This is a genomic window from Paenibacillus sp. 37, assembly GCF_008386395.1.
GTDB lineage: Bacteria > Bacillota > Bacilli > Paenibacillales > Paenibacillaceae > Paenibacillus > Paenibacillus amylolyticus_B.
This window is the reverse complement of record NZ_CP043761.1, coordinates 6,488,627-6,512,355: the sequence shown is the minus strand read 5'-3', so window position 1 is coordinate 6,512,355 and position 23,729 is coordinate 6,488,627. Positions and strand designations below refer to the sequence as shown.

Here is a 23,729-nt window from a genome sequence, read left to right as displayed (position 1 = left end):
GGGGTAGTTGAAATTCCATTCGTCTAGATACACGGAGTGAGTTTGCACTAAACTACGTTTTTCTTTCTCAATATATCATCCCTACAGCTGAACATCTGCGTATTGATCCCGATATTTCTCGTTATACACCCGACCTACCGACTCTGCCAATCCCCCGCGTGCCTTGCTCGGGTAGCGTTCAATCGTGTGATAAAGTCTCATGAAGCGATCCTTGGGCATAAAGCGGGCGTAGCGGGTAATAAGACTAGGGAATAACTCAATATATTTACTCTTGCGCACTGCAGCAGCAGCTACGGTTGTAAGTATCTGAATTCCATTGTGGAGCTGTAAAATGTTCACTTCATAGGTAGCGATATAACGAATCGCGTCTTCTCGGATCAAATCCGGTTTGAGCCGTGCAATCTCACCGATATATTCAGCGAGCAGCCGCTCGAAGCTGTGCAGCAGCAAGGGTTTGAGCTGCAAATCCATATCACTGCGCAGGACAAAGGATTGTAATAGCGCAACCTGTTGCAGTCGAATCCGGTCATTGTAGACGAGTGAGCCGATCTCGCGAAGCATCTCATAGGCCAGTGCTTCATCCTGCTTTCGGGCTTCAGCGACCAGGGCCCAGTTGCGGTTGATGCCCTGACGGATGAGTTCCTCGTCCTGTTGCAACGTGCGCTTCAACTCGCGCTGCTGCTCTACCTCGAACGAACGTTTCTGCATGAAGATCAGTAAGGCCAGAAGCAACAGGGAAACGCTGGCCGCTGCCATGGTCTGATCTATGGCCTCACCAAAATAGGTGGCCGCTGTACCGAACAATAGGGTAATGAACAGGTCGCGTGCAATTCGACGTTTCACACGGGAAGTCGCTTTTGCCTGAACTGAAATCAGGGTACCCCGGCCACAGGCCGTGCACTCATCTTCCCACAGGCAGGTATACTGGCCACAACGTGTGCAGACTTGCAACTTTTCATAGGCATAGGTCGTTCGATGAAATGGTCTTATGGATACGACTAGTTTAGTACTCATGCTCAATCACGCTCACCATTCAGAATAGTGTAGAGGGTACGATCCGTGTCTTCGCGGGAGACCGGTTTTCGCCGATGAAGCTGGAGTGAAATTACCTTTATGATGACAAAAAGAAACAATATGGCGAGGCATCCGTATGTAACCATAATCCGTTCCCTTCTATGGCTTGGTGAACAAGCGCTGTTATATTGCAGTTTGCTGGCAATAACTATATCATATTTCCATAGTTGGTACTTTTGTGCCAGTTCAGGGCATGAAATCGTCGATTTTTGTCAGTCATTACAAAACTGTAACTCAAGATAGGGGTGCTTTTCAGAATTTATTAGTAGACTGTTAAGATTTCCTTAAGGCTTGACGCCTATAATAAACTATTCCCATTTTAATCTCAAACGTGAAGGAGTACACCTAATGCTGCGGACACGCAAAATACGCTGGCTGAGCGGAACGATGGTTCTGCTGGCCATTCTAACGATACTGCTACCTCAGGCGTTGCTGCCACATGCTGCAGCGGCTCAGGCACAGACGAGCGGAATCGATGCGGTACTTGTAGCCGATGTAAGTAACTCAATGAATACAAGTGACCGTGACAAGATCAGTAATGAAGCCATGAAAATGTTTATTGATATGTTACCCGTTCAAGGGGACAAGGTAGGGATTGTAGCTTATACCGATCAGGTGGAGCGGGAAAAGGCTATGCTTACGATTCAGTCCGATGCGGACAAGAGCAGCCTGAAGGATTTTATTGATCAGCTCGGCCGGGGGCCATACACCGATGTCTCAGTTGGTGTCGCCGAAGCCGTCAACATACTGAATCATGGTGCAGATCCGTCTCACTCGCCAATGATCGTGCTGCTGGCGGATGGCAACAATGATTTTAACAAAACCAAAGGCCGTACACAGGCACAATCCGACGCTGATCTGGCGAAATCCGTGAAGGAAGCACAGGATCAAGGTATCCCGGTGTATACAATAGGACTGAACGCGGATGGCAAGTTGAACAAGGATGCACTCGCAGACCTCGCGAAGCAGACCGGAGGCAAGTCATTCATTACCGATACGCCGGATGATCTGCCACAGATTCTGAGTGAGATCTTCGCCGATCATGCCAAACTCAATGTGGTGAAGCTGCCCTCTGTAACAGGAAACGGCAGTTATCAGGAAGTTACCGTGAACGTGCCAAATGACAGTGTGCTGGAAGCAAACATCTCGATTATGTCCTCGAAGCCGGTGGAAGTGCAATTGATGGACCCTTCCGGACAAACTGTGGACCTGAACTCGGATGCAGCCAAGCTCTCAACATCGAAGAGTTATTCGCTCGTGAAGCTGTTGAAACCCCAAGAGGGAGACTGGAAACTTCGGGTAAAAGGGGCTCCGAAAGACAGCATCGATATCAACCTGTTGTTCAACTATGATCTTCAGCTCGTTGTGGACCCAATTAAGACCAAGTCCTATACCAAAGGGGACAAGGTTGATCTTGCGGCCAAACTGGAGAATGGCGGTCAGCCACTTCAGGATAATGATCTGTATGCAGATATGAAAGCCACGCTGGTCGTGAAAGATGTGGATACAGGCAAGAGTGAAGAACAACCCCTGGACAATACAGGTTCTGGTTTTGCCGGAACGTTTGAAGTACCGGACAAACATAACTATGAATTGGTCATCCGTGCGGAAGAAGACAGCTTCTACCGTGAAAGTGCGCCAATCACGATTAATGCAGGCGGAGCAACCGGAAGCGGTGCTCAACCGACCACGCCAGGCGGTGAACAAGAGAAGCCGTTCCCTTGGTTACCTGTCATTCTGGGTGTTGTAGCCCTGATTGTGGTCGGTGTTGGTGTCTGGTTCCTGATGGGTTGGCTGAAACGCAAAAACCGGGGCTTTGTCGGTCAGATGATCGTTGAGATTCGTGATGAGAACACGGGCGACAAGTCATATCCACAATATAAAAAGCTGGTATCCTTCCGGGGCCGATTCCATCTGCACCAGTTATTGCAGCTGGACCCTGAGCTGAAGGAAACCGAAAAATATGTATTTACGCCCAGCAATGGGGATCGAATTATCATCCGTAACACCGCAGGCGGTACGCTGGAGAAATCCGGTCGTGCAGTCGATGCAAGCTCAGGCGTTGAACTGAAGAACGGTGACCGACTGAGCATCCCGCTGCAACAGGCGGACAAGACCATTTTAATTGAGTATCTGGTGTGAAGGATTATTTGATTTAAATTGATTGTTTGGTTTAAAAGGAATGCCAATAAAATTTGGGACCAACTGTTTACACGAGAACGCAGAGGACGGAAATAACGTGAAGAAGCGGAAGCGTTCGCCTTTATCCCCGGATTTTCACTTTGTAAAAGTGAATTGAAAAAATCTGGGGATAACAGCGATCGGAAGGTTGTTCTGTCATCGGAGTGGCAAGTGTAAATTTCTTTAGTTTGAATTGTATAGATTGAAGCATATGTGCGTTAATCAAAGGAGGACATGGAATGAAACCGATTGTTAGAGAACATATTCAGCAACTGGATGTATCACTTGGCGGAGGTATTGTCAGTGAGAAGATCAGAGTTGATACCATTGATAACCCCATTCTGATTATTGGTCTGGGGGGAACGGGAATTGACGCACTGTTGCGTCTCAAATATCAGATCAACCGTCGTTTCAAGCTGCCACAGGACCCGGTATCCAAGAAAAAAATGGACAAGCCGGACAATGTGGAGTTTCTGGCTTTTGAGACAAACGAACAGGATCGTGCCAAAAAGTATAAAGGAATCGGACTTGATCCGATCAATGAATTCGTATTGCTGTCCAATGCCGAGATCGGCGGGCTTCTACAGAACCGCAGCGTGCTGGAACCGTATATTACGGACTGGCTGTCTCCCGAACTGAGCATCACGGACGGCATGAACGGCGCCGCAGGTGTGCGTCAGGCTGGACGTCTGCTCTTGTTCACAAAAATTAATCAGGTCGTGCAGGCTATCGACAAAAAGATTAAAACCTTATCCGTAGGCACCAACAAAAAACTGATGGTGTTCCTGCTGACAGGTCTGTCCGGCGGTACAGGCAGTGGCTGTTTCCTCGATATTTCCTATATCGTGCGCGGCATTATCGAACGGGATCATGGCTCTGCCGGGATTGACCGCGTGAATACGCTGGGCTACCTGTTCACACCAGACGTGAACCTGTCCAACAAAAGCTTGAGCGAACACACGCGCGAATACATTCGCAAGAACGGATATGCTGCGCTCAAAGAGTTGGATTACTGGATGAACGTGGATAGCCGCGGTGAGCGGTTTACACAGAAGTACGGCAATATTTTAACCGTCAACTCACCACTGCCGCCATTTAACCTGTGTCATCTGATCTCTGCGACGAATACCGAGGGCAAACTGCTGGAGAACGCCTACGATTACTGCATGAACGTCACGGCCGAGAACATTACCAACTTCATGGCAAGTGAGGAGAAGCAGTCGGGTGAGGAGTTCGCGATCCATGACTATATCAGCAACATTCGAACCAACATCGCACAGATGAACAAGGTGTACCCGGCTAACTATGATTACAACATCATTGGTGCATCTTCGGCTGTACTACCGATTGAAGAGATGACCACCTATCTGGCGTATCGCATGTTCGACAAAATGAACACCATGTTCTCCAAAGCGCCAAACCAGGAGGATACCGAGAAGTTTGCCCGCAAGCTGGGCATTGATCTCGAAAGTGTGGTCAAGTCCTTTGAAGCCCGCGTGCCAGAGCCGCTACCTGGTTATCAGAACAGCGAGCGTTTATCCTATGGCAACGTGGTGAAATCCCAGGTTGTGAATATGGACACCGAACTGGAACAGAACTTCCTGGCGCGTGCCCGCGAGGAATATATCAAGGCGAAGAAACAGCTGCCGGGTGAGATTGCCGGTCAGTTCACCGAACAGATCCGGCGTATGTTTTTGCATCCCGAACAAGGTCCGTTCTATGTATCCCGTCTCATATATACGGAAAAAGGATTCTGTGTACTGAAGATGATTCAGTCGTACATCGAAACCCTGCGTGAGAATGCCTTCCGCATTCCGCGTGATATTGAAGCAGCTCAGGAGCAGTCCGAAGAGAAACTGGGCGATGCAAAGAGTGCGTTTGTCTCCAAAGAGAAGAAAAAGAATGCTTATATTGAAGCAAAAATTCATGAGTATTGGCTGCACGCCGACGTGGAACGTAACGATCAGATGATCGAGTTCTATGAAGATCTGTATGAGTTGCTGAACCAGGAAAACAGCCGCATTTATAACGTATTTACCGAAACGCTGAATGCCCTTAGCTCGATATTTGCCAAGAACGGTGACCTGCTGACACGCGGCGAAGAACAAGCCGATCACAAAGGCAACAAAACATATTACTGGAACGTTGTAAGTGTACCGGATATCGTCAGTGTGGTGGACGGGCTGTTGGATAAGCGTGATACAGATGATCTGATCCGCGACTTCTCCCGTGAATTGCTGGAAAACTCCAGCCAGTGGGTGAAAGAGAACGAGATTGATATCGTCAGCTCCATCTCCGACTTCCTGAGTGAGAAATTCGGCGATCTGATTACCCGTTCCATGGAAGATTTCCTGGTGATCAAATACGGTCAGGATGAGTCGGTTGAAAAATTCGTGGAACGTTTCATTGCTGGCAAGCTGGATGATGAGGCCGTTCCGGTGTTCAATCTGAGCAACAGTACAGGCAGTCTGCATTTCCCTTCATGGGGATTTGTATCCGTACCGGCACAGGCACCAGGCATTCTGAAAGGGATTCGTAATTATCAGAACAATGCGGTAGGCAAATCTCATTTTACCGTTAAGGAAAGTGAAGTGCGTAACCGGATCTTCTGGCTGAATACACGCAACGGGGTACCACTCTTTGTGTATACACCGCTCAAGGTATATGAGGAAAGTTATGAACGTACCATTTTGGACAAAGAAGGCATTGGTCGTCACTTGGTGCAAACGGAGAAAAACAACTGGACCTATCTGCCATCTCCGATTCCAGAGAAATCATGGGGAGATGTATACGAGAACGCCCGTGTGAAGCAATATAATGCTCGTGTGCGTAACGAGTTCGAGCAGGCGCTCGGATACAACATTGTGACAGCCAAATCCATTGATGAGAATACAAGCAACCGATATGCGATTGTGACAACAGAAGCATTTGACTTGTCCGCCAAACTGGCTGCCTACGACATGCGTCTGACGTCCACCACGCCGAACCTCGGCGAAGTGAAGCGGGCGGTGATTGAGTTGAAACGTCTGCAATCCGAAGGGTTGCCACGTGTAGGAGTTAAGGATATTTTCGGAAGTATTAATGAAGATATGGCCAAAGAAAACCTGGTACGCTCCCCGCAGCTGATCGCACGTGTACGTGAGGAACTGGCAAAGATGAATGCCATCTCGGCCAAAGTTGCGGAACTCGAAGGCATTCTTGCCCAGTACCAAGACGAAGAGCAGTGGTATGACCGCTTCATCGAAGCGTTATATACTGACACCATCGTCAAAAAAGGTGCGCTCTACGTCTATGACCGTGACCCGGAAGAAGACGCATGGGAGCCGTTCGCAAACCTGATGAAGAGCCGTAACTTTGCCGAGTATGAAGTGTTTGGCAACTTCCGCGGTCTGGCGGAGAAGGATCGTAGTACATTGCTGCGCAAAGCCTCCCGCCGCGATAACGATCTCACGGCTTCAGAGGATATCACCCCACTGCTGACAAAGCTGGATGATCTGGCTGCGCTGTTTATGGAATCACGTGATCGTCTGGAATATGAGCGGGTAGAACTGGCTAACGGAGAAGATATCTATCAGTTCTACAGAACGATGTCGTCCAAGCTGAACGACATTCGCAGAAGGCTGAAGTAAGATGGTGACCGGGATGGAGTTCAATTCGAACAATACCCTGAAGCGCGATCTGGAGAAGTATGCAGCACAGTATGCAATAGAGCAGGAGCGTCAAGGCAGCCTGGGGGATGGACGCAGCAGTATCCATTACCCGGCTTTGTTCCTTTTCGTGGGTGATCTGGTTGCACCTGCCGTGTCTGCTGTGCAGGAGATCAATCGGCTGAAATGGGATAACGGAGACGGTGTGGTCTACGTTCAGATTGGGACAGAAGATCAGGAAGCGGGTTCGGGTGAAACGAGGACTGGTGGCTCGTCCGATGACGGTCAGGTGACTCGTCACCGCTTGCCTCTGTTCGCTGGGCAGACGGAGCGACCGTCCAAAACACGGCGTAAGGATGTACATCGCAGTTTCCACGAATCGGATCAGGCGCTCTTTGATCTGAATCGTACGCTTCGTCGGGTCAGTAACCGGATTGCCGAATATGGACGGCTGTACTCGTCATTTGATCGGATTTACGTTACGGTGGTAACCAGGGCGGATGATCCGCTGAATGTATTGTTGCCAGAGCTCACCAAGCTGACGGAGATCATTTTGTCCCAAGCCTTCAAGTCGGTGCAAACGGATCTGCATGTATTGGTCAGCGAGATGGAACAAGTGGATTCCTTCGGGTATGCCAGCGCAGCAGGCCTTGCTTTTCTAAGGGAGCTGGATTATATGCAGTCGCTGGACTACACGTTCAGCGGTAATCTGCTGGTGACGGAGGATGGGATCTCCATTCCCGTTACACATCACGCGTCCCCGTTGTATGATCTTGTATATCTGTTGTCCGACAAAAATGAGCGTGGAACCGGCGTTCCCGGTGGCTGGATCGAAAATGCCGAGATCATCTGCCGGATCTGCCTGTTGAAGAACCGGAAGCAGGATGCAAATCACTCGGGTAGCGTTTCAAGCACGGGAGCGAACACATACAACAATACATCCTTCAAAAACAATATTCGCACCACCTCTGATCAGCATGGTTATGCAAGTGCGGGTTTTGCCGAGATCAGGCGGCCAAACAAGCCGATAGCACTGGCGGTGTTATATCACATGTATCGGTATCTGCTCGCACGCATGCGGCAGGAGCCGGATTGGAGCATCAAGGACAAGCTCGCTTTCTTCGGACTGGACGCGGCCTCGGTGGAACGTAAAGTTGAAGGCCTGCTGCCGAGTGAAGATCTGGTTAGTGGCATGAGTGGCATCATGACGCATAACGTCAGTTTCTCCGATCTGAAGCCACTCTCGCTTCGTGAAGCGGAGAGAGCGTTGTTCGGACAAGGCGCTGAAGCGTACTTCCGTGATAACGTCGTCCGTCTTGTCGAAGAGCGTGTGCGCGAGCGCAGTTCTGGCGGCTCTCTGTGCCGTCAGGCCGAACAATCCCGCGCGGAGCATCCAGAGGTTGGTTACTTCCAGTGGGCAGCCTGGAGTGACAGTGAGCCTGGCAGTGTACGTGAAGCGCTGCTCGGACTGATTCGGGATAAATCGATGCAGCTTGAATCGGCACGTGCCCTGCTGGAGCAACGTCAGCAAGAGCGGGTGGAAGATCAGTCGTTCAAACGAGCGTTGTTCCGTGATAAACAGAATGTACGCAATCTGATTGACTGCATGCTGGAGCGAGTGTATGTACCGAAGGTAGAATTGCTGCGTCTGGAAAATGAATTACATCTTCTGCGCATCTACGATACGGAGTTGGAAGAGCTTCACCGTTATAGTCGCCACGTCACGGCAGCACTTGAAGCGCTGGAACGCACACTGCGAGAGACAGCTGCCCAAAGTATTGCCGCTGCGGATGAATACATCGGCCAGAACGTGATGGAGTACTACGGCAAAGTGACGGAAGAGCTAATCATCGAGCTGGAAGCCAAGCGCGGACGGGATGTATGGTTTGAGGACCGTTACATGGGAGACATGAACCGTCTTGCCACAGAAGGCGATGACCGTCTGCTGCAACGTCTGATGGAGGTATGTCACTCGTTGCTGCTTACGGCCGAGCCGTTGCGATTGCCATTTGAAGAAGAGCTGTTGCAGCGGGCCAATGTAACGATTGCCTACGGAGACAAAGATGTATTGACCCGGGATGATCTGTTCCGCAGGTTGTACCACACGCTGGAGGATCAGGCGGTCGTTCGGGTACGGGTATTCGATTATACGCAGGAACATCGGTATGAAGAGAAGTACTTCTTTGGTGACCATCATAGTGCATTCATGGACTACGCGGCGCATGCCGAAGAGACGTCACGCATCTACAAGCTGGGTGTGGTGTACGAAGAACGCAGCAGTGGTGTGGAGAAGCTGAATCTGATGGGCGGTTTCCATCTGGAGGATCTCATGGTGTATCGGAACGGCAAGGTATATTATGACTCGTACACGGAGAATGGATATGAACTTCACCCCGCAGGTCTGGCGGAAAAGTTGTCACCCATCCGTTAAGATGTCTGGCTGTGTCATGACACCCTGCTACAATCTTGTATTAACTCAGCCTGCTTACGGCTGGTATGGAAAGGATGCATGTGGACATGCAGCGAAAAATCAATCTTCTCCTGGTCCTGTTCAGCCTGATTGGCGGGGCAGTGGGCTTTGCGGCAGGGGAAATCATGCTGCGTCAATGGCTTGGGGAAATGCCGCGTCTGTTGCTGATGGGCTTATACTTTGGCGTACTGGCGCTGAGTGTGGGGTTATTCTGTTTGATCGCAGAGATGATCTCACCCAAGCTGAATGGCGCATCATGGAAGCTTCGATATCTGGGACTGTCGTGGAAATTGCTTGTTCCGGCAACGCTGGCTCTGTTATTTGTTGTTGGACTCGCTCTGCAATTGTTGTATCAGATCAATCCGGGCGGTGTGAAGCAAGTGAAGGACATCGTACTGATGATCGACAACTCGGGCAGCATGAGCGAGACAGATCCGGATAACGGACGCTTTGAAGCAGCCAAGACACTGATCAGCCAAATGGAGAGTGACAAACAGGTAGCTGTCATTACGTTTGATGACCAGCCGCAGTTGTTACAGTCGTTTATTGCGCTGGATAGTGAAACGGCCAAGAATGAGGTTTATAGCAAAATCGATGGTATTGTCACAACTTCGGGCGGCACCAATTTTGATGCCGTGCTGCGGGAAGGCATGGAACAGATTCAGGGCAAACAGGACCCGAAACGTGGTACGGTCGTCATCTTGTTATCCGATGGCTTCAGTGAAGCGGATACGGCAGATATTTTGTCCCAATATAGCAGTGAACAGATTTCCATCAATACGGTGGGCCTAAGCCTGGTGGACCCATCGGGTACGGATCTGTTGCGTAATATTGCTCAGCAAACGGGTGGCATGTACTATGATGTACCGGATTCCGGTGGTCTGAATCTGGCATTCCAGCAGATCTACGATACGATCGATGAACGGACGCTGGTGACGGAGCGTACAGGTATGATGGAACATAGCGTTTATCTGGCGATTTTCCGTGTGGCAGCCGTTCTGCTGATTGGAGTAGCACTAGGTGTATCACTCGGACTCGTATTCGATAACCGTCACCTTGCGTTAAGCTTCGGTATTGGTGGTGCGGTGTCGGGTCTACTGGCAGGGCTTCTGCTGGAATGGGGACTCGACGGCTCGAACGTGGGTGATACATTTGTACGACTCGGTGCGATACTAATTTTGTCTGGCGTGTTGACCCTCTTCTCCTGGATTGTTCCGATTAAGGAAAACACGCCGCGGAAGAGCCGGGGTCGTCGTGAAGCTGGCGGCGGAACTTCTTCTGCCGAAGGGTTTGGTCAGAGACCAAGAGATACACGCAGCAAAGGATTCTAACGTCGGGAGGTCAATGGAAATGCGATTTACGGATGCAGACCCTTCGACACCCTTGATTCGAAAACTGACACTTGCGGTGGACGAAGGACGTTGTACACTTCGCTGGCTCTGGCCGGAACGGGTAGAAGCTGTGTATGTGGAACGGCTGGAGCTAGATATGATGAGCGATGATCGTACCGGAGAAGAGCCTGCACAGGGCAAGCTGAAGTTGTACACGAGAGAGGAATATAAGGCGAGCAATGGTTACACGGATCGGATCACGGGTTTTGGTGCCATCAAGTACACAGTGTATGTGTGTCAGATGGAGGAAGAAGGTCCTGTGCTGATCCGTCAACGAGACGAGGACAACATGGTGATTGCAAGCGCAGGGAAGGCGGATATCCGCTTTTCTATTCGCTACAAGAGCGGTTTTTTTCAGAAACGAAAAAGTGTATTGATCACCGTCACAGCGGAAGTACCTGTTCCAAAGGAAGCCCTCTGTTATGTTCGCAAACAGGGCGGGGTACCGCTCAATAAGGAAGATGGTACGGTGTATCCTTTTGTGAGTAATTTTGCTCCCGGAAGAAATGAGATGCCGCCCGTTGAAGTTGCCAAGGATGATTATGTGCGATTATTCTTCACGGACGGACCGAAATATGGAGCCGCCTATAGGCTTATATCAGACTAGATAGTTGGACTAGCGATTGGAATGTTACTCTGTCATCGTAGTGCAAGTGTAAATCACCTTAGTCTGACTGATCAGGGGAGGGGAGTGGCTATGAGCTTTTTTAGTCGGTTTTTGAAGAGACAACAGCCGGAGGAACGTCCGCTGTTTTATGATATTGTGTGCCCTTATTGTTTCAGTAAGTTTTCACCGGAAGAGGTAGTGTTCCGCGCCGCCCATCACCGCGATGATGATGAGGACTACGCACTCGGGGAAGATGCAAAGTTGAATCGGTATCGCGAAAGGTTCGGACTTGACACGGTATTTGATATGGAGGCCGTATTGGCTCCGCATGATGTACCGGAGGAACACCGTATTTATTCCGATAACATCGTGATGGGGCTGAATGATCGGTATGGTGTCGTTACACGCCGCCGGTTGTGTCCGCAATGTCATAACGAGCTACCTGTTACGGCAGGTAAAGCACCCAGCAATATCATTTCCATTATCGGTGCATCCCAGGTGGGGAAATCCGTCTACATGACTTCATTAATTCATACATTGCAGCATTATACGGCTGATCATTTTGACGCGGCTTGCATGCCATTGAATGCGGAGATCAGCCGCCGGTTCCGTGCGGATTATGAAGAACCGTTGTTTGAACGGGGCGATCTGCTGGATTCCACACAGAAGGAAAAGTTGCAGGAGCCGTTTATCTTCCAGTTTGTGTTCAAGGACGAAGATAAAGCGCCGCTGACACTGGTATTCTTTGACGTTGCGGGTGAAGGTATGGTGGAGCAGGATTATCTCGGACTTCACGGGCAGCACATCAAGAACTCGGCAGGTATCCTGTTCATGGTGGACCCGCTTCAGATTCGTTCGATTCGGGACAAAATCCGCATTAACCTGGGCAACGAGCCGGGAGAGTGGACACCACGATACGATGAGCCACGCGACGTGGTGCTGACGATGTTTGGAGATTTTATCGCGTATCAGGACAAAGCCAAAACGAATATTCCCACAGCTGTTGTGCTCACCAAAAGCGACATGCTGCATTCCCTCAAGGATGAAGAGGGGGATTATATCAAATCCAACAGTAACGTCTTCCGCAACATGGTTCACCGCGATTGGTTCGACTTAACCGAGTTCGAGAATATCGATGGGGAGATCCGCCGCTTTATCGAGAAGGTGGACCGCCCGTTCAAGGGCACGATGGATGTGTACTTCAAGGATACAGCCTATTTCGCAGTCTCTGCGCTGGGCAGCAATCCGGTGGATATGAAATTGCAGGGTGTGGTTAGTCCGATTCGCGTGGATGAACCCTTCTTATGGCTATTGTACAAGCTGAAGTACATTGAGGGGAGAGTGGGATGATGCGTTCTTCCGTAACCCCGCCCATTGAACAGCAGCTGTATACCCGAGAGCGGCGCGGGGTGTTTCGCACAACAGAGGGGTTTGATACGGTTGCGGCATCGCCGGGACTGGACCCTTCTTTTATCAAAAAAGTGCTTCACCCCTACTGTGTCTATGACGCTCCAGCGGAGCTAACAGGCCGTAGCGAGAAGGACGAGACGAAGTTTCCGGCTTCCATTCACCTGCTTCATCTGGAGAGTGGAGAGACGATTCTTGGCCAAAATGTGTACCAGTCTGCGGATTTCACCGGGCTGCGCAGTGCCTTTTTTGCACATAATTACGTCTTGTCTCCCGAACGCTCGGAAGAGCAGATGAAACAAGGCGGCTGGCTGGATGCCGTGTTTGCCACGTCCTATGACATCGAACAAGGTACAGTTCTGCCAGCACTTGCTGAATTGCCTATATCATCTAGGAGCGGACAGGGTGGGGCGACCGATGCTGGCGTAGGATCACCAATCCAAGTGCTGAGCGCCTTGAAGATGAACGAAGTGCTGTTCAAGCGCCTGCTCTATGCGGTAATGCAGTCTGTAGCGACACGCAGAAAAGTATACATTGCGCTGGACCTTCCCGCAGAGGAAGTGACCGCAGGGGCCAAAGGATTGCTACGTTTGCTGTACACGGCTTTACCATACGCATTCCGGCGGCAACTGGGATTCATGACGTTTGCCAAGGAGCCGCAGGCCAAGAAGGGCATTCACGTCCAGTTTGTAGAGCGGGGGACGTTACGTCCGAAAGACCGGAATACGGAGAAGGATTTCACCTTTGATCTGGTATCCGGCAGAGTGACACATGCGGATGCATCTGTGGCGAAGTTACCTTATGCGGAATTCGCCTGGGCTTTATTGCAGGAACCTGGTGCGGCGGATGCGTTCTATACATTTGCGGATGAGATGCTGTCCGGCATGGAGCCTGGTCGGGAACTTTCCATTGAAGCGTATGGCGAACTTGCGGTGTTCTATGGTCTTGAACAAGGCATGGAAGACCTGTATTTGGATAACAAAAGTCATGTCCTGAGTGGCTTGCTGACCTATTTGAAGCCGGATGGTGGATTACAGCAACGTTCTCGTCTGAACGAGCTGTTCCTGACCTTGCTCAGCAGGGAACTGGACAGCGTGAAGCGTGAGAACGTACCCGAAGAAGACGTCGCAGCTCGCATTGGAGAGTATTTCAGTGTTGCCGCGCCAGTGGTGCAATCCCGGATTGTGGACTATTTCATCTACGGTGTGAATAATGCTCGCGCCCAGAAGCGTATGCGTGCTGTGCAGGAATTGTATGCTGTGCTGGATCGGGATCCGCAGCTGAATCAAGCTTTCTTTGATAAAGTGCTGGCCAATGAATCGCTTACCAAGCTGTTGTTCGAGCCTTATCTGGACAATCAGCTGAAACGCACGGAATCGGCAGCGAACGTTGTTGAAGTGATCCGAAGATGGGTTACGTCCCATCCATCTGCGATCCACTACAGCTTCTTGCAGGAGCGGACAGCCAATGAGCTGCGTGAACGGTTATGTTCTGCGCCTAATCCGGTACAGTCTGCGAATGAAGCCCTCCAGCGTGTTAGTATACTGGATCGGGTATCCGCTGATGTCACTTATGATACAGGCATTACGGCACGAATTGGTCAATCGGAAGCTACAGCCCGCCCTAATCGCAAAGGGGGATCTCCGTCTGCCAGTCAAGATCCGGCGTATCAGGAGGAGTTAACCCGCCTTGCAGACAAGCTTGCTTATGTCATTAACCTGTTTATGATTCAGGATCTGGATCTGGAACGGGTTAACCGTGAACAGCTGTTAAGCATTGATATTTTGCAGCATGGTAATGAGGTTCGAGATTGGGCGGCACGTCAAGGTTCTGATGTATCTGCTCGAACGAACATGATGCTGGCTGCGAGAGTGTGGCTTAGTGGCGAGGGGAATGAAGAAGAGGCATTGGAGGCACTTTCCCTGGCAGAACGCAATGAACTTCAACGCTGGACGCGTCGCTGGCTTGCCGGAGAGCTGCAGGCTCATCCGGGGATCGCAGCATATGAAGCTTTACCGATGGCTTTTTATCGGGGAGGAAGCGGCAGCAATCGGTTGGATTATCCCGGCCTGATTGAATTCATCCGCACCAATGCAAGTCGTGCTGAAGGACTGTATCCATTCTTCGAATGGTCAGGAGATCATCGGATGTTTGTCCGGGGTTCCAATGTGCATAAAGGATATGCGGATGCGATCATGGCGTATTTCAAAGCCCATGACCGTGAAGCTTTTAAGTCGAAGTCAGCTTTCAAACCGTATTACGTGAGAGCCAGCAAGACAATGAAGCCGGTCTATGACCGTGCGAAGACGGAATTGTCCTCTCCACTGGTGCGGATGCTAACGGGTAAAAGGAAAAATCTGTTCGGATTAATCCTCTTGATCCTGGTTCTTGGTATTGCGGGCGGTACATATGCATGGATGAAAGATTCTGTAGAGCCGCCAGCGGCATCCCCTCCATCTACCCAGGAGCCTGTCATACCGGCTGAACCTGAGGTGCAGCTCTCGGAGCAGATTGCTTATATGATTCCTGCGAGTGAACAGGAGGGTACGCAATCACCTGCTCAACTGGTGATCCGTTTCAGGAACGATACGGGAAGCACTGAGTTTGAACAAGGCAAACTTCAGTTGACGATGAAGGATGATAGTACTCAGGAGTTGGTTACTACAGGAAAGTGGGAGAGTTTTAATCGGAACGAGGAGCCAGATAACCAAGTTCCTTCCAATAGTAGTTCAGGAAGTACTTCCGAAGGGAGCAAGGATGGCTCATCAGCGGGAAACGCGGGGAACACAGAGCAGACGGAGGATGGCGATCAACAGGCCGATCCTTCAACATCAGGTGATTCCACTTCAGATCCTGCTACCGATACAACAACGGATACAGGGACGAATGGATCGTCTAATGCTGCGAGTGGAGACACGGATCAAGGTACGGATGCAGATCAAGTTACTGGTTCCACATCACCTGACACATCTGTATCCAATGAACAGGATGTGGATGCGAACAATCCTGCACAGATGTCTATTGGAGAGGTAGATCGTCTCTATCCGTATGGATTGCAGATCGATCTTCCGGCGAATATGGATGCCGAGAGCATTGTCAGTGTGAAGAGTACGCAGGGCAATATGACAGTGATCCAATTGATGCCGCAGCCTAATTAAGCTGTAAATCATATTATTTGAGCGTGTTGCATAGATTCATTAAGTGTCTTTTGATCCAAAAGGAAAAATGCTGGCTTCATACCTTATTAAACGAACGTATGTGAGATGACCTTGAACTATAGATTTCAAGGTCATCTTTTTTTATTTGATATGGCGGATGAATATATTGAACTAACATTTACACAAAAACGGAGAGGGCAGAAATACCCTGAAGAAGTGAAACGTTCGCCTTTATCCCCGGATGTACCCACTAAAAAAGGATGAAAAAATCTGGGGATAACAGCGATCAGAAGGTTGTTCTGTCATCGGAGTGGCTAGTGTAACTATCCTTTAGTTCAATTTATACAGCCATTGCATGAAAAAAACTCACACATTCACAATTCAGACACAAAATTTGCGATTCAAGAGTTTAAAAGACAGTCAGAAGTGATAAAGTGCGCGGAATGAATGAGAAAAGATCTCATGTGTACTTGGGAAAAGAGCGAGATTTCTGCTAGAGAAAGACCAAATAAAGCACGAAAAGAGAAGAAAATTTGGTTTTTTATGTTGACAAATGATAATGATTATCAGTATCTTTAGTGTAGAAGATATTTGCGTCGGAAATACACAGAATTACAATTTCGTTTTTGTTGTCATAGCCGGATTACATAACCGGGATAAATGAGAGAGGGATGATCGCATGTTTCGTCTGGAGACGACCAAGCTGGATATCGCTTATGAGGAAAGACTAATTGTAGAGGATCTGAATATTCAGATTCCCCAAGGAAAAATTACAGCACTTGTTGGGGCCAATGGTTCAGGGAAGTCAACCATCCTGAAAACGATGGCACGTATTATGGCTCCAAAAGCAGGTAATGTATTGCTCGACGGGAAGTCCATCCATAAACAGTCCACGCGTGAAGTTGCCAAACAACTTGCGATTTTGCCACAGAATCCAACAGCCCCTGAAGGTCTTACCGTTACTGAACTGGTATCGTATGGTCGCTTTCCTTATCAAAAAGGATTTGGCTCCATGCGTGCGGAAGACAAACGGATGATTGAATGGGCTATCGAAGTGACAGCCATGACTGAATTCCATGATCGTCCGATTGATCAACTGTCCGGTGGACAGCGTCAACGTGCCTGGATTGCCATGGCACTTGCACAAGAAACAGATATCCTTTTCCTGGACGAGCCGACTACGTTCCTGGATATGGCTCACCAGCTCGAAGTATTGCAATTACTGGAGCAACTGAATGCCACAGCCAACCGTACCATTGTTATGGTTGTGCATGACTTGAATCATGCTTCCCGCTACGCACATCACATGATTGGTATCAAAAAAGGTAAAGCCATTGCTCATGGTTCACCTGTGGAAGTCATGAACTCGGATGTGCTTCGTGAAGTATTCAACATTGAAGCAGATATTGTGATTGATCCGCGTTCCGGTGTACCGCTCTGCTTGCCTTACGCTCTTGCAGGCGAACGCCAGCAATCGAAGACGCCAGAGCAGATGGTCATGAACAGTGCGATGGTTCATGCTGGAGGACGGACAGAACCACGTGTTCAAGCGACAGGAAGTTAATAAATTGGGCCATATGTGGTCCTTACATTATAGAATGAAGCCGCTGTGCGCTATCGCAGGCGGCTCTTTTGCATTCATGGGGAATTTGCAACGCATGGGAGCAAAGGGAACGTATAGACCCGGGATTTGGTAATCGCATTGGATCAGGTCTATAATAATAGGACAGGCTGTGAGTTCATTGGTTATGCCAACGTGCTCGCAACAGCCCAAACCAACATATGTCATGGGAGGAATCAGTCATGTCCGTATATTCATATCAGGCGGTAACCACCGCGAACCAGGAAGTCTCACTGGATCTGTATCAAGGTAAGGTATTGGTCATTGCCAATACAGCCAGCAAGTGTGGGCTGACCCCGCAATACGGTGAATTGCAAAAGCTTTATGATCGTTATCGCGATCAAGGCTTGGTTGTACTGGGTTTCCCTTGTAACCAGTTTGGAGGGCAGGAGCCAGGTACAAGTGAGGAAGCGGAATCATTTTGCCAGATTAACTATGGTGTGAATTTCCCGGTGTTTGCCAAGGTAGATGTGAATGGTGAGGACACTCATCCCCTGTTCCAATACCTGAAGGAGCAACAACCTGGCGTAGGCGAAACAAGCGACATCCAATGGAACTTCACCAAGTTCCTTGTTAACCGTGAAGGTGAAGTGGTAGGTCGTGTTGAACCGAAAGAATCTCCGGAGACAATGATTGCAGATATCGAGAAATTGCTCGGTTAAACCATGAGCGTTTGAGAAGCCTGTTCTTGCATAAGCAAGATGGGCTTCTTTGGTTATTTTATATACGTGGCTTTATTCTCTTCACAGGTAGGCGTTGCTCCATAGAGACCTCTAACTTTATGCGCCGATACAGGGATTACGGAAGCCATTACATAGCATAAACCGACCCGAATCCGGGGACAATGAAATCAATACAATGAAGGGAAGAAAGGCTTAAATACAGGGAAATGACCTCCTTCGACAAACTTTTTTTGCACAACCTATTGCAATGTGAAAAAGATCACATTATAATGAGTGTATAAAGTGAAATAAATCACATACACAGTTTCGAATAAGAAGTGAAATATTTCACAACCACAATAACATTATATTCAAACTCATTTATATATTTCGAGGAGGAACTTTTAATGAAAATCGCAGTTATCGGATGTACACACGCAGGAACCGCAGCCATCGTAAATACCGCCAAATTGTACCCGGATGCTACCATCACCGTGTATGAGCGCAATGACAACATCTCCTTCCTATCTTGTGGCATTGCGCTCTACGTAGGTGGGGTTGTGAAAGACCCTGACGGCTTGTTCTATTCTTCGCCTAATCAGTTGGCAGAGCTTGGCGTTGAGACCAAGATGCTTCATGAAGTTACAGCAGTTGATGCCAAGGGCCATACCCTTCAGGCTAAAAACCTGCAAACCGGGGAAGAATTTGAAGATACGTTTGACAAACTGATCGTGACAACCGGGTCATGGCCTGTCGTTCCAAAGCTTGAAGGCATCGAGATGGATAACATCTTACTTTGTAAAAACTACAATCATTCCAACACGATTATTGAAAAAGCCAAAGATGCCAAACGTGTTACTGTTGTAGGTGCAGGATATATCGGCGTAGAGCTGGTGGAAGCTTTTCAAATGAATGGCAAGGAAGTTACCCTAATCGACAGTGTGGACCGGATTTTGAACAAATACCTGGACCCTGAATTCACGGATGCGATTGAAGATACGTTGACTGGACGCGGCATCAAGCTGGCTCTTGGTCAAACAGTACAGAAGTTTACTGGAGAGAATGGCAAAGTGACTAAGGTGATTACGTCCAAAGGAGAGTTTGAAACCGATCTGGTTATTCTGTGCATTGGTTTCCGTCCAAATACAGAGCTGCTTAAAGGCCAAGTGGATATGTTGCCAAACGGCGCAATCATCGTAGATAAATACATGCAAACGAGTCAAAAAGACGTCTTCGCTGCGGGTGACAGTTGTGCTATTCATTACAACCCAACAGGCAAAGCATCTTACATTCCACTGGCAACCAACGCCGTGCGGATGGGTACACTGGTAGCCCGTAACCTGGTTCGTCCTACGACACCGTATATGGGTACGCAAGGAACATCGGGTATCAAAATTTATGAGCAAAATATCGCGGGTACCGGGATGACGGAAACGTCTGCTGCTGATGAAGGTCTGATTGTTGAATCTGTCGTACTGGAAGACAGCTACCGCCCGGAGTTCATGCCAACGGCTGAGAAACTGTTGCTCAAAGTAGTATATGAGCAGGCTACTCGTCGGATCGTAGGAGCACAGGTGATGTCTCAGGTTGATCTGACCCAATCGATTAATACGATCTCGGTCTGCATCCAAAATAACATGACCGTAGATGAGCTGGCCTTCATCGACTTTTTCTTCCAGCCACATTACAACAAACCATGGAACTTCCTGAACACGGCGGGTCTGCAAGCACTGCCTCCAATAGAAGTAAAAGCACCAGCAATGGTGTAAGGAAGCAGAATAGATGGTTTAACAGCGATCTTGATAAACGCCATACAAAGATAAGTCATGCTTATCTGTAATATAAGGTGTACAATAACTGCCAGGAATACGAAACAAGGCGGACGATTATAAGCAAAAAGAAGACTGGCGATTAAACGTCAGTCTTTTTTTGTGGTTTTTTAGATACAAAAGGCCTTATATACTCTTGCTGACTTAACTATTCCAAGACACTCTTAAAGTATCTTTTTAAATTACATTGTGATAATTTGCACAAAGTTTCATGCAGTACCAAGATACAATTGAGATATGGCATTCAACGTATAACTTATGAATTTCAGATGGTTTTATCCAATGATGAACAATGAAGGAGAGGATGGATGATATGGCAGCAAAAACACCTCTTGAGGTTGCACAATATACGGCGCAAACAGGCATGAAGAAGGCTCAATATCCGGTGTCTTCTGTATTGGTGCTTAGTTTCATGGCAGGTGCATTTATCGCGCTGGGTTTTCTACTGGATATTCGAGTGATTGCTTCTGCGCCAGCTGAGTGGGGGAGTCTGGTCAATCTGATTGGAGCGGCAGTGTTCCCGGTTGGACTAATCATGGTGCTCATAGGTGGTGGCGAGCTGCTGACAGGTAACATGATGGCAGTTCCGCTTGCTACGATTGCAAGAAAATTATCCGTGGGTAGCATGTTGAAAAATCTAACCTTAGTGACGATTGGTAATTTTGTTGGAGCTTTGTTTGTCGCGTACGCGTTTGGACATGTGCTGGGCCTGACCGGAGAGGGTGTATATCTGGCGAAAGTGGTGGATATGGCTGGGCATAAGCTGCATGACGGCTTCCTGCAAGCTTTCATCTCTGGCATCGGCTGTAACTGGCTGGTGGCACTGGCCGTGTGGCTATCTTATGCATCCGATACGATGAGTGGCAAGGTACTGGGCATTTGGTTTCCAACGATGGCATTTGTGGCGATTGGATTCCAGCACGTTGTGGCCAATATGTTCCTCATCCCGGCGGCAATCTTTGAAGGGCATTATTCGTGGGGCCAATATGTGATGAATTTTATTCCGGTATGGCTCGGGAATCTGACTGGTGGTGCTCTGTTTGTAGCTGCAGCCTATTGGGTGGTGTACCTGCGCCAAGCTGAGCCGAAAGTGAAACCGGAGGCAGCAACGTTGATCGAAGCTGTGGAGACGGAGGCTAGAGTGATGTTGAGCAAGCAGGCGTAGCGGGGTATATATACACGTGTAATGAAATATTCATGTAGAAGTGAAGACGATTCTGATCTTGCTCGGTTCATGGCGAATATGCTGTGATGGAGCAGGGCGGGATCGTTTTTTTTGTATGTTTTTTTTGTTGGAGTTTAAACGCAAAATAAATTCGCCATGACAAGGTTCGGGGGAACGAAACCTGTTCATGGCGAATTTCGGGAGTGGTCCATGATATGGCATGAGGAGGAAGTGGGGAAACACTAGCCTAATGCCTTATTTTTAATTTACCCCTGATTTCTGAAGTTGAATCAAACTCAAAAACATTTTTTTGAAAATAATTTAAAGCTGCTATAGCGGTGAATATGAAGCAAAAACATACTGTTCTCTTTACGCGATAACCTCGAAGAAGATATGATATAGGGATAGCTTTTGAAGAGGGGGAGCCTTACGATGATCGATCAGGAGAATGGTGTATTTGCGGCGGTGTGCCCGCTCGACTGTCCGGACACTTGTGGTCTGTTATTACATAAAGAGAACGGAAAAATTGTGAAGGTGGCAGGCAATCCGGATCATCCGATCACCAAGGGTGCCATTTGTAATAAAGTTAGAAATATGACTGAGCGGGTGTATCACCCCGAGCGTCTACAATATCCGATGAAACGTGTAGGAGCCAAAGGTGAAGGCAAGTTCGAACGAATCAGTTGGGATGAAGCGATTCGCGAGATTACGACCAAATTCACTGCATTGTCCGAAACCTACGGCCCGGAGAGCATCCTGCCCTACAGCTTTTACGGTAACATGGGCATTCTCGGCGTAGACGGTATGGATCGGCGTTTCTTCAATGCACTAGGTGCAAGTGTGCTGGAGCAGACGATCTGTAATGCCGCCGGAAATACGGGCTGGAAATATACGATGGGGGCCAACCGGGGAACGTTGCCGGAAGATACGGAACACGCGGATCTCATCCTGGTGTGGGGTGGCAATATCGTCAGTACAAATATGCACCAAGTCGTTTTGGCGGAGAAAGCCCGTAAGAAAGGCGCCAAGATCGTCGTAATCGACGTTCATCGCAATCGTACCGCACAGTGGGGCGACTGGTTTATTCCGCTGTATCCGGGCACGGACAGTGCACTGGCGCTAGGATTGATGCATGTGTTGTTCGAACGGGGACTAACGGATGAAGCGTTTATGCAAAAGTATACGGTGGGTCATGAGGCACTGCGTGATCATGTCCGCAGTTACACTCCTGAACGTGTTGCACGTATTACGGGCGTGCCGGAGGAAACCATTGTGGAGCTGGCCGAACTGTATGGCAACGCACAGGCAGCCCATATTCACATCGGCAACGGCCTTCAGCACCATGATAATGGGGGGATGAACGTGCGTAGCGTTGCATGTCTGCCTGCTATTACAGGGCAATGGCTGAAGCAAGGCGGCGGTGCCGTTCGCACCAACAGCTACGCGAGCACGAATAGCGACGCGCTCGAACGTCCGGAGCTGCGGCAGAATCCGGAGCCGCGAGTGGTGAACATGAACCGGATTGGGGAAGCGTTGCTGGAAGCAGAGCAGCCAATCCGGGCAATGATGGTTTACTGCAGCAATCCACTGGTGGTGGCACCGGATACCGAGCGGGTGGAGCGAGGTTTTGCACGGGAAGATCTGTTCACGGTTGTACACGATCTGTTCATAACGGATACCGCGAAATATGCAGATATTGTATTGCCAGCCACGTCTTCATTTGAAGCGACGGACCTGTACACCTCTTATTGGCATCAGTACGTTCATCTGCAAGAGCCGGTGATTGCACCGATTGGGGAGAGCAAGAGTAATGTGGAACTGTTCTCACTGCTTGGGCAGGCTATGGGGTACGATCCTGCAATCTTCGGAGAAACACCGGAGCAGATGATTAAGGATGCACTCCAGGATACAGGCAATCCTTACATGAATGGAGTTACGTTAGAAGGACTGAAGGAACACCGATTCGTGAAGCTGGATATGACACCACATGCTGCATTTCTGGATCAGCTGCCTACGCCTTCAGGCAAAATCGAGTTGTATTCGGAGACGATGGAACAGCGAGGGCTTCCGCCGCTCCCTACCTATAGCGCTCTGATTGAAGGATATGATGGGGAGAATCCGGCTGGACCTGCCGATACTTATCCGCTGATGTTCCTATCGCCGCCGAACCATAATTTCCTGAACTCCACCTTTGGCAATTCAGCCAAACACCAGCGTTTGGAAAAGATGCCTCTTTTGCAAATGCACCCTGAGGACGCTAGCCGCAGAAACGTGGAGGATGGAGATGCAGTAGTCGTATGGAATGATCGTGGGCGTATCGAACTTACAGCCAAGGTGAGTGAAGCCATGCTGCCGGGAACCGTCATCAGCCAAGGTTTATGGTGGGATGGTGACGGCAAGAAGCAGCGAGCGAATTCACTGACGTCCAATCGCTTGTCGGACATGGGGAACGGGGCGACCTTTTTCTCGGCCACTGTTGAAGTGAAGCGTCAATGAGTGTGCTTGCAGCGTGATTTT

Annotated in this window: 13 protein-coding genes; 12 read left to right on the top strand and 1 reads right to left on the bottom strand. The window is 49.1% G+C overall.

Translation table 11 applies throughout. The features are described from left to right. Positions 1–81 precede the first annotated feature (81 nt). Entirely contained in the window at positions 82–1,014 is a 933-nt protein-coding gene (locus F0220_RS27880; RefSeq protein ID WP_149846828.1) for a hypothetical protein, read from the bottom strand. Between the two features lie 408 nt (positions 1,015–1,422). Between F0220_RS27880 and F0220_RS27875 the strand changes: the two genes are divergently transcribed. The 12 genes from F0220_RS27875 (at position 1,423) to F0220_RS27820 (ending at position 23,708) form a co-directional block, all read left to right on the top strand. Next, the gene (locus F0220_RS27875) at positions 1,423–3,216 is read left to right on the top strand and encodes a vWA domain-containing protein (RefSeq protein ID WP_105600215.1); all 1,794 of its coding nucleotides are present in this window, start codon (positions 1,423–1,425) and stop codon (positions 3,214–3,216) included. A gap of 278 nt (positions 3,217–3,494) precedes the next feature. Next, positions 3,495–6,884, top strand: coding sequence for a tubulin-like doman-containing protein (locus F0220_RS27870; protein ID WP_105600214.1), 3,390 nt, complete (start codon positions 3,495–3,497; stop codon positions 6,882–6,884). Between the two features lie 13 nt (positions 6,885–6,897). After that, a complete protein-coding gene (locus F0220_RS27865) occupies positions 6,898–9,333 on the top strand; it encodes a transcription initiation factor TFIID (RefSeq protein WP_223199794.1) in 2,436 nt (811 codons plus the stop codon). An 86-nt stretch (positions 9,334–9,419) separates the two neighbouring features. Continuing rightward, a complete protein-coding gene (locus F0220_RS27860; RefSeq protein ID WP_105600210.1) occupies positions 9,420–10,703 on the top strand; it encodes a vWA domain-containing protein in 1,284 nt (427 codons plus the stop codon). A 19-nt stretch (positions 10,704–10,722) separates the two neighbouring features. Further along, positions 10,723–11,370, top strand: coding sequence for a beta-mannanase (locus tag F0220_RS27855; protein WP_105600209.1), 648 nt, complete (start codon positions 10,723–10,725; stop codon positions 11,368–11,370). A 90-nt stretch (positions 11,371–11,460) separates the two neighbouring features. After that, the gene (locus F0220_RS27850) at positions 11,461–12,720 is read left to right on the top strand and encodes a TRAFAC clade GTPase domain-containing protein (RefSeq protein WP_024632789.1); all 1,260 of its coding nucleotides are present in this window, start codon (positions 11,461–11,463) and stop codon (positions 12,718–12,720) included. After that, a complete protein-coding gene (locus F0220_RS27845; protein WP_105600207.1) occupies positions 12,717–15,935 on the top strand; it encodes a GAP1-N2 domain-containing protein in 3,219 nt (1,072 codons plus the stop codon). The genes F0220_RS27850 and F0220_RS27845 overlap by 4 nt, the downstream gene beginning before the upstream one ends. 679 nt (positions 15,936–16,614) lie before the next feature. Beyond that, positions 16,615–17,499 carry an ABC transporter ATP-binding protein gene (locus tag F0220_RS27840; protein WP_091012819.1) on the top strand — a complete coding sequence of 295 codons (885 nt, stop codon included), beginning with the start codon at positions 16,615–16,617 and terminating at the stop codon, positions 17,497–17,499. A 239-nt stretch (positions 17,500–17,738) separates the two neighbouring features. Then, a complete protein-coding gene (locus F0220_RS27835; protein ID WP_047840764.1) occupies positions 17,739–18,218 on the top strand; it encodes a glutathione peroxidase in 480 nt (159 codons plus the stop codon). Positions 18,219–18,625: 407 nt separating this feature from the next. Then, complete coding sequence (locus F0220_RS27830; protein WP_091012820.1) at positions 18,626–19,987, top strand: FAD-dependent oxidoreductase; 1,362 nt, start codon at positions 18,626–18,628, stop codon at positions 19,985–19,987. A gap of 373 nt (positions 19,988–20,360) precedes the next feature. Further along, positions 20,361–21,212: a formate/nitrite transporter family protein gene (locus F0220_RS27825; protein ID WP_105600206.1), complete on the top strand. Its 852-nt coding sequence runs from the start codon at positions 20,361–20,363 to the stop codon at positions 21,210–21,212. A gap of 432 nt (positions 21,213–21,644) precedes the next feature. Then, positions 21,645–23,708, top strand: coding sequence for a molybdopterin-containing oxidoreductase family protein (locus F0220_RS27820; RefSeq protein WP_105600204.1), 2,064 nt, complete (start codon positions 21,645–21,647; stop codon positions 23,706–23,708). Positions 23,709–23,729 lie beyond the last annotated feature (21 nt).

Coding starts and splice junctions, on each gene's coding strand:
- F0220_RS27850 (WP_024632789.1), top strand. CDS start 11,461: ATGAGCTTTTTTAGTCGGTTTTTGAAGAGACAACAGCCGGAGGAACGT.
- F0220_RS27880 (WP_149846828.1), bottom strand. CDS start 1,014: ATGAGTACTAAACTAGTCGTATCCATAAGACCATTTCATCGAACGACC.
- F0220_RS27860 (WP_105600210.1), top strand. CDS start 9,420: ATGCAGCGAAAAATCAATCTTCTCCTGGTCCTGTTCAGCCTGATTGGC.
- F0220_RS27840 (WP_091012819.1), top strand. CDS start 16,615: ATGTTTCGTCTGGAGACGACCAAGCTGGATATCGCTTATGAGGAAAGA.
- F0220_RS27855 (WP_105600209.1), top strand. CDS start 10,723: ATGCGATTTACGGATGCAGACCCTTCGACACCCTTGATTCGAAAACTG.
- F0220_RS27825 (WP_105600206.1), top strand. CDS start 20,361: ATGGCAGCAAAAACACCTCTTGAGGTTGCACAATATACGGCGCAAACA.
- F0220_RS27870 (WP_105600214.1), top strand. CDS start 3,495: ATGAAACCGATTGTTAGAGAACATATTCAGCAACTGGATGTATCACTT.
- F0220_RS27875 (WP_105600215.1), top strand. CDS start 1,423: ATGCTGCGGACACGCAAAATACGCTGGCTGAGCGGAACGATGGTTCTG.
- F0220_RS27820 (WP_105600204.1), top strand. CDS start 21,645: ATGATCGATCAGGAGAATGGTGTATTTGCGGCGGTGTGCCCGCTCGAC.
- F0220_RS27835 (WP_047840764.1), top strand. CDS start 17,739: ATGTCCGTATATTCATATCAGGCGGTAACCACCGCGAACCAGGAAGTC.
- F0220_RS27865 (WP_223199794.1), top strand. CDS start 6,898: ATGGAGTTCAATTCGAACAATACCCTGAAGCGCGATCTGGAGAAGTAT.
- F0220_RS27845 (WP_105600207.1), top strand. CDS start 12,717: ATGATGCGTTCTTCCGTAACCCCGCCCATTGAACAGCAGCTGTATACC.
- F0220_RS27830 (WP_091012820.1), top strand. CDS start 18,626: ATGAAAATCGCAGTTATCGGATGTACACACGCAGGAACCGCAGCCATC.